Here is a 7,705-nt window from a genome sequence, read left to right on the forward strand (position 1 = left end):
CTTACTGGAAGAAGCCCGACTGCGCGTCACGCTTGTTGAAGAAACCCGAGCTCTCGATGCCGGAGTCGGCGATGCCCCCGTCGAAGTCGCCCGTGGTGGCGATGCCCGCGCTTTCGAAGCCGGAGTTCGCGATGCCCGCATTGAAGTCGCCCGAGTTTTGGACGCCGGCGCCAAAGACGCCCGTGTTCTCGAAACCGGAGTTGAACGCGACTCCGGTGTTAAAGAAGCCCGACGAGCTGGAGCTCGAGTTGAAAAAGCCGGAGGAACCAGAGGCATTGCCGAAGCCCGAGCTTGTGACGCCCAGCTGGGTGACCGCGCTGCCGAAGCCGGTGTTCAGGCTTCCCGAGTTGAAGCCGCCCGTGTTGGTGGCGCCTGAGTTCGCCCACCCCGTGTTGTTGGACCCGGAGTTGAAGTCGCCCGTGTCAAAGGCTCCCGAGTTGCCGCTGCCCGTGTTGACGGCGCCGGAGTTTCCGAAGCCCATGTTCAGCGTGCCCGCGTTCCCGTAACCCACGTTGTCAAGGCCGGCACTGCCCCAGCCGAGGTTCTCGGCGCCACCGTTGCCGAAGCCGGTGTTGACCGAGCCACCGTTCCAGAAGCCGGTGTTGGTGTCACCGCCGTTGCCGAACCCGAAGTTGCCGGTGCCCGAGTTGAAGAAGCCGACGTTTCCGGTGCCCGAGTTGAAGAGGCCGATGTTTCCCGTGCCCGAGTTGCCGAAGCCGAGGTTGCCGCTGCCGGAATTCAGAGCGCCGAAACCGATCTGGTTGTCGCCGGTGAGCCCGAACCCGATGTCGTTGTTGCCCGTATTACCGAAGCCCATGTCGTGGTTGCCGGAGTTGGCGGCGCCGACGTTGTTGTTGCCGCGGTTGCCGAAGCCCATGTTGCCCTGGCCGCGGTTGCCGCTGCCGACGTTGCCGACGCCGTTGTTCCCGTTGCCGATGTTGCCGCCACCGAGGTTGCCGGTGCCGACGTCGTTGTTGCCGATGTTTCCGCTGCCGACGTTTCCGCTGCCGAAGTTTCCGTCGCCGAGGTTGCCGCTGCCGACGTTTCCGCTGCCCAGGTTCTGGTTGCCGAAGTTGCCGTTGCCGACGTTGTTGTTGCCGTGGTTTCCGCTGCCGACGTTCGTGTCGCCCGTGTTGCCGCTGCCGGCGTTCTGGTTGCCGGCGTTTCCGCCGCCGAGGTTGAGGTTGCCGATGTTGCCCAGGCCGAGGTTGATGTTGGGCAGCGCGGCCTGGGCCAGCTGGGCGGCCACCGCGGTCGCACCGCCGTGATAACCCACCATCGCCGACACGTCCGCGGCCCACATCGCCTCGTACTGCGCCTCGGCCGCCGCGATCGCCGGAGCGTTGAGCCCCAACAGGTTTGAGCGCACCAGCGAGACGAACTGGTTCCGGTTGGCCGCCACCGCCGCCGGATGCACCGACCCCGACACCGCCGCCTCAAACGCCGACGCCGCCGCCCGCGCCTGACCCGCCGCCCCCGACGCCCGCGCCGCCGCCGCGCTCAACCACCCCACATACGGCGCCGCCGCCGCCGTCATCGCCACCGCCGCCGCACCCTGCCACGCCGCACCGGCCAACCCCGACGTCACCGCCCCGAAAGACGAAGCCGCCGAACCCAACTCACCCGCCAAACCCTCCCACGCCACCGCCGCATCCAACATCGGACCCGGCCCCGCACCCAAATACACCCGCGCCGAATTGATCTCCGGCGGCAACACCAAAAAACTCATCACACGTCCTTACTGGAAGAAGCCCGACTGCGCGTCACGCTTGTTGAAGAAGCCGGAGTCGTCGTTGCCCGAGTTGCCGATGCCCGAGTTGAAGACGTTCGAGTTGCCGATGCCGATGTTGTCGAAGCCGGTGTTCCCAATCCCCGCAAGGAAACTGCCCGAGTTGCCGATTCCGACGTTGTTGCCGTTGCCCGAGTTTCGGAAGCCCGACTCGAAGGCCAGGCCGGCGTTTTGGAAGCCGGACGTGTCGCCGCCCGCGTTGAAGAAGCCGGAGCTGTCCAGACCGGTGTTGCCGAAGCCCGAGTTCTTCACCCCGGCCGGGGTGATCCCGCTGCCGAAGCCGGTGTTCAGGTTGCCCGCATCGAATCCGCCGGTGTTGCTCGCGCCCGAATTTCCCCATCCGGTGTTGAAGTTGCCCGCGTTGAAGTCACCGGTGTTGAGGGAGCCGGCGTTTCCGTTGCCGGTGTTCTGGAAGCCGGAGTTCCCCATCCCGAAGTTCTGGGAGCCGCCATTGAACATGCCCAAGTTGTTCGAGCCGCCGTTGGCCGCGCCGAAATTGCTGAATCCGCTGTTGAGTAAGCCGGTATTGCCCAGACCGGAGTTGGTGAACCCGGTGTTGAAGCTGCCCGAATTCTCGAATCCGAAGCTGTGGTTGCCGGAGTTGAAAATGCCGACGTTTCCGGTGCCCGAGTTGAAGAAGCCGATGTTCCCGGTGCCCGAGTTGCCGAAGCCGAGGTTGCCGCTGCCGGAATTCAGTGCGCCGAAACCGATCTGGTTGTCGCCCGTCAGCCCGAAGCCGATGTCGTTGTTGCCCGTGTTGCCGAAACCGAAGTTGTGGTTGCCGGTGTTGGCGGCTCCGACGTTGTTGCTGCCGCGGTTCCCGAAGCCCATGTTCGCGTCGCCGCGGTTGCCGCTGCCCATGTTGCCGCTGCCCAGGTTCCCGTTGCCGACGTTGGTGTTGCCGAGGTTTCCGGCTCCGACGTTGCCGACGCCGTTGTTCCCGAAGCCGGTGTTGTTGTTGCCGGCGTTCCCGCTGCCCAGGTTTTGGCTGCCGCGGTTGCCGTCGCCGATGTTGCCGAAGCCGTTGTTCCCATTGCCGACGTTGCCGCCGCCGATGTTGCCGCTGCCCAGGTTCTGGCTGCCGCTGTTGCCGCTGCCCACGTTGCCGCCGCCGTTGTTGCCCCCGCCCACATTGCCGGCGCCGACGTTGCCGATGCCCAAGTTGGCCAGGACGTCCTGCGCCGCGGCCTGCGTGGGCGCCCCGATCATCGACGCGTTTTCCGCCTCTGCTTCCGCGTAGAGCGCCCCGCCGGCGCTCATGGCCCGAACGAACTGCTGATGGAAGCTCGCCGCCCGGGCGCTCAGCGCCTGATACAGCTCGGCATGCCCGGAAAACAGGGCGGCGATCGCGGCCGAGACCTCGTCGGCACCGGCCGCCGCGACCGCGGAGGTCGGAGCGGCCGCCGCCGCGTTTGCCGCGCTCAACGCCGAGCGGATGCCCTCCAGATCCGCCGATGCGGCCGCCAGCATCTCCGGGGCCGCTACCACGTACGACATTGCCGTCCCTCCCGATCGTTCGCCGTCGGGCGAGGGGTGAAAACGCAGCGAATTGCGAACCCGGCCCCCGACGTGTGTTGGAAACGAGTCAAATATGCGGGGGATTGCGTCGAACTAACGTCGGTCGTATCGCGTAGATACAGAGCATGAGGGGTCGTAAATGCAGCGAGGCCCGGGGTCGTAGGACCGCCCACGGCAAAGCGGCAGCCCATGTCCGCGGGCCCGCCGTGGCTTCCTCCCCCGCCGCGATGACCTCAATGGATTTGCGTTGGAACTGGACCCTGGGCGGGTGGCATGAGCGAAACTGATGTGCGCGGGGGCATACGGTCATGGAACAGGAGTGACCCTGGCGTCAGAGAGTTCATGCCCACGGGAACTGTGACCCTGCTGGTCGCCGATTTCGAGGGCTCCGAGCGACTGTGGGAGTCGCGGCCGGAGCAAATGACGGCCGCGCTCGCGCGCCTTGACCGCGCCGCCTCAGAGGTCGTCCCCACCCACGACGGCGTGCTGGCGATCGAGCCGGGTGTCGGCGACAGCTTCATGGCCGCCTTCGCGCACGCGACCGACGCGGTGGCGTGTGCTGTGGAGTTGCAGCGCGCGCCGCTGGCGCCGATTCGGCTGCGGATCGGCGTGCACACCGGCGAGGTCGAGCTGGACGACGCCGGCGACTACGTTGGCTCGACCCCAGAGCGGGCGGCACTCCTGCGCGACCTTGCGCACGGCGGCCAGATCCTGCTCTCGGGCATCACCCGCGACCTGGTCGTCGACCAATTGCCGGCCGATGCCTGGCTGACCGATCTCGGCACCCACCAGCTCGGCGACCTACCGCGCCCCGAACGGGTGGCGCAGCTGTGCCACTCCGACCTGGATGTCGAGTTCCCGCCGCTGCGCACCACGGGCAGCGTCGTCCCGCACGGCCTCCCGGTGCAGCTGACCCGGTTCGTGGGTCGCGTCACCCTGACCAACGACGTCGTCAAGGCACTGTACGAGAACCGGCTGGTGACCCTTGCGGGCGCCGGCGGCGTCGGCAAGACCCGGCTGGCGGTCCAGGTGGCCGCGCAGGCGGCGGCCGAGTTCGACGGCAATGTGTGGTTCGTCGACCTGACGCCGGTCACCGACCCCGACGTGGTGCCGGTCGCGGCGCTTCGGGCGCTGGGCCTGCCCGACCAGCCGGGCCGCTCGGCGACGGACACCCTGGTGCGGTTCCTCGGCGATCGCCGGGTGTTGCTCGTCCTGGACAATTGCGAGCACCTGATCGACGAGTGCGCCGACCTGACCCTCGCGCTGCTGGGCGCGTGCCCGCAGTTGACGATCCTGACCACCAGCCGCGAGCCGATCGGGGTGGCCGGCGAGGTGACCTGGCGGGTGCCGTCGCTGTCGCTCGCTGACGAAGCGATCGAACTGTTCGTCGACCGTGCGCGCCTGGCCCGGCCCGACTTCGACATCGCCGTCGACGACACCGCCGCGGTCCGCGAGATATGCGAGCGCCTGGACGGCCTGCCCCTGGGGATCGAGCTGGCGGCGGCGCGGGTGCGGATGATGTCGCTGACCGAGATCCTCGACGGCCTGCGTAACCGGTTCCGGCTGGTCACCGGCGTCCGTCCCGGGACGCGGCGCAAACGGACGTTGGGTGAATCGGTCGACTGGTCCCACGAGCTGCTGAGCGAGCCGGAGCGCGTGCTATTCCGCCGGCTGGCGGTTTTCCGAGCCGGATTCGACCTCGACGCCGCGCGGGTCGTCGGCGACGGCGACCCGGCGCAGCAACTCCAGATCCTCGACCGGCTCGCCCAGCTGGTGGACAAGTCCCTTGTGGTGGCGGAAAACGCCGGCGACAGGACCCGCTTCCGGCTACTCGACACGGTGCGCCACTACGCGATGGCCAAGCTGATTGAATCCGGTGAGGCCGACGAGGTGCACGCGCGGCACCGCGATTACTACGCCGCGCTGGCGGCCCTGCTGGACAGCCCCGCCGACCCCGACCATCAGCGCCGCATCGAACAGGTCGAGATCGAGATCGACAACCTGCGGGCCGCGTTCGCGTGGAGCCGCCAAACCGGGGACATCGAGCGGGCGCTGGAGCTGACGTCGTCGCTGCAGCCGCTGTGGCAGACCCGCGGCCGCATCCAGGAGGGGCTGGCGTGGTTCGACGCCACGCTGCCCGAGGACAACGCAGGGATCTCGGCCGTGGTGCGCGGGCGCGCCCTCGCCGACAAGGCGGCCCTGGACGCGTCGCGCAGCATCGGCGACAACCTCGAGCAGGCGCAACAGGCCGTCGCGATCGCACGCCAGATCGACGACCCCGCGCTGCTGGCGCGCGCGCTCACCGCCTGCGGCGCGATCGCTTCCTACAGCGCCGACGCGGCCCGCCCGTACCTGGCCGAGGCCATCGGCATCGCCCGCACGCTGGACGACCAATGGCGACTGATCCAGATCCTGACCTGGCAGGCGAACGGCGCGTTCTACGCCGGCGATCCGGTCGCCGCCGAGGCGACCTCCCGCGAAGGCTGCGAGCTCGCCGCCTCGATCGGCGACCGGTTCCATGCGCGCTCGTGCCACTGGACCCTGGGCCTGGCGCACATGATGAAGGGCGAGTTGGTCAAGGCCGTCGAGCAGTTCGGCGAGGTGACCGCCGACGCCGACGCGGCGCACGACGTCCTGTTCCGGTGGGGCGCGCGGCTGAGCCTCAGCCTCGTGCTCTCCTTCCAGGGCGAGGTGGAGGCGGCCGCGGCCGCGGCCCGCGCGTCCCTGGAAGCCGCGTCGGATTTGTGGCCGTACAACGAGGGATTCAGCTATGCGGTGTTGGCCACCGCGGCGCTGGCCGCCGGCGACGTCGCGGCGGCGACCGCGGCCACCGAGGCGGCGCAGCAGCGGGTGACCGTCGAGGGCGAGTTGGGTGCGGCGATCGCCAACCCGATCGTCGAGGTCGCCCTGGCCCGAGGGGATCTGATCGAGGCCGGACGCTGGGCGGACCACCAGGTCGCGTCGTCGGCGGGCTGGCACCTGGCCCGGGCGCTGACCCGGCGCGCGCGCGTCGCGATCGCCAAGGGCGAGCCGGATCAGGCCGAGCGCGACGCCCACAAGGCGCTCGGCTGCGCCGCCGAGTACGGCGCGCACCTCGCCGTCCCCGACATCCTCGAATGCCTAAGCCGGCTGGCCGCCGACGGCCAGAGCCATCGCGACGCGGCGCGGCTGCTGGGTGCCGCGGACACGATCCGGCGGCAGATCGGCGCGGTGCGGTTCCGGATCTACGACGCGGATCATGCGCGCACGGTCGCGGCGCTGCGCGAGGCCATGGGCGCGCAGGACTTCGACGCCGCGTGGGCCGAAGGGGCCGGGCTCTCGCTCGACGAGGCCGTCGCCTACGCGCGCCGCGGCCGGGGGGAGCGCAAGCGCCCGACGAGCGGCTGGGCGTCGCTGACCCCGACCGAACGGGACGTCGCGCGGCTGGTCGCCGACGGGCTGGCGAACAACGAGATCGCCGCCCGGCTGTTCATCTCCCGGCGGACGGTGCAAACCCACCTCACGCACGTCTACGCGAAGCTGGGCATCACGTCTCGCGTGCAACTCGCCCAGGAAGTGGCCGGCCGCGGCTGAGCGCCGCATGGCATAGCCAAATATGCCTAAGCACCGCGAACGGGCAGATCTACGACCCCCTGCCGCGCGCTATTTACGAGCTTTGACCGACGTTTTGCACCCGCATCGGCCCGCATCCTGGACTCGATTCCAGATGAATGTCGGGCTGGGGTAGCAAAGCACATCCCCCCGAACACGTGATGACGATCGGGAGGAAAGCAATGTCGTTCGTGATAGTGGACCCCGCGCTGGTGGCGGCCGCGGCCGCGGATGTGGAGAACATCGGATCGGCGCTCAACGCCGCCCACGCGGCGGCGGCAGGCCCGACGACCGCGGTGCTGGCCGCCGGCGCCGATGAGGTGTCGGCGGCGTTGGCCACGCTGTTTTCCGGCCATGCCCAAGAGTTTCAGGCGCTGGGCGCCGAGGCGGCGCTGTTCCATCAGCAATTCACACAGACGATGAGCGCGAGCGGGGCGATGTTCGCGGCCGCCGAAGCCGCGAACGTGTCGCCGCTGCAGACCGTGCTCGATGGGATCAACGCGCCCATCCAGGCCGCGACGGGGCGCCCCCTGATCGGTAACGGCGCCAACGGCGCCGCGGGGACCGGTCAAAACGGCGGCGACGGCGGTTGGTTGATCGGTAACGGCGGCGCCGGCGGGTCCGGAACCAACGGTGCCACGGGCGGTAACGGCGGCAACGGCGGGGCCGCCGGGTTGATCGGCACCGGCGGCGCCGGTGGCGCCGGCGGAGCCGCCTTGGTAGGCCCCGGTGGAGCCGGCGGCCACGGCGGCGCCGCGGGGCTGTTCGGCTCCGGCGGCGCCGGTGGGGCGGGTGGGAATTCGGAGG

4 protein-coding genes are annotated in these 7,705 nt (G+C 69.3%); 2 read left to right on the forward strand and 2 right to left on the reverse strand.

The window, feature by feature from the left end; all coding sequences use genetic code 11:
- Position 1: 1 nt before the first annotated feature.
- Positions 2 to 1,729 (reverse strand): PPE family protein, encoded by a 1,728-nt coding sequence (locus tag AWB92_RS24605; RefSeq protein ID WP_085190305.1) that lies wholly within the window; start codon positions 1,727 to 1,729, stop codon positions 2 to 4.
- Between the two features lie 9 nt (positions 1,730 to 1,738).
- Entirely contained in the window at positions 1,739 to 3,286 is a 1,548-nt protein-coding gene (locus tag AWB92_RS24610; RefSeq protein WP_085190307.1) for a PE family protein, read from the reverse strand.
- 363 nt (positions 3,287 to 3,649) lie between these two features.
- Here AWB92_RS24610 and AWB92_RS24615 point away from each other — a divergent pair, with 363 nt between their 5' ends.
- Positions 3,650 to 6,880 (forward strand): LuxR family transcriptional regulator, encoded by a 3,231-nt coding sequence (locus tag AWB92_RS24615; protein ID WP_241523565.1) that lies wholly within the window; start codon positions 3,650 to 3,652, stop codon positions 6,878 to 6,880.
- Positions 6,881 to 7,080: 200 nt separating this feature from the next.
- On the forward strand, positions 7,081 to 7,705 hold a 625-nt coding region (locus AWB92_RS24620; RefSeq protein ID WP_085190311.1), incomplete at its 3' end, for a PE family protein.

The organism is Mycobacterium sp. IEC1808 (assembly GCF_002101935.1).
Taxonomy (GTDB): Bacteria; Actinomycetota; Actinomycetes; order Mycobacteriales; family Mycobacteriaceae; genus Mycobacterium.

Excerpts from the sequence above, each read along its gene's own strand:
- AWB92_RS24605 (WP_085190305.1), bottom strand. The coding sequence starts at position 1,729 with ATGAGTTTTTTGGTGTTGCCGCCGGAGATCAATTCGGCGCGGGTGTAT.
- AWB92_RS24610 (WP_085190307.1), bottom strand. The coding sequence starts at position 3,286 with ATGTCGTACGTGGTAGCGGCCCCGGAGATGCTGGCGGCCGCATCGGCG.
- AWB92_RS24615 (WP_241523565.1), top strand. The coding sequence starts at position 3,650 with ATGCCCACGGGAACTGTGACCCTGCTGGTCGCCGATTTCGAGGGCTCC.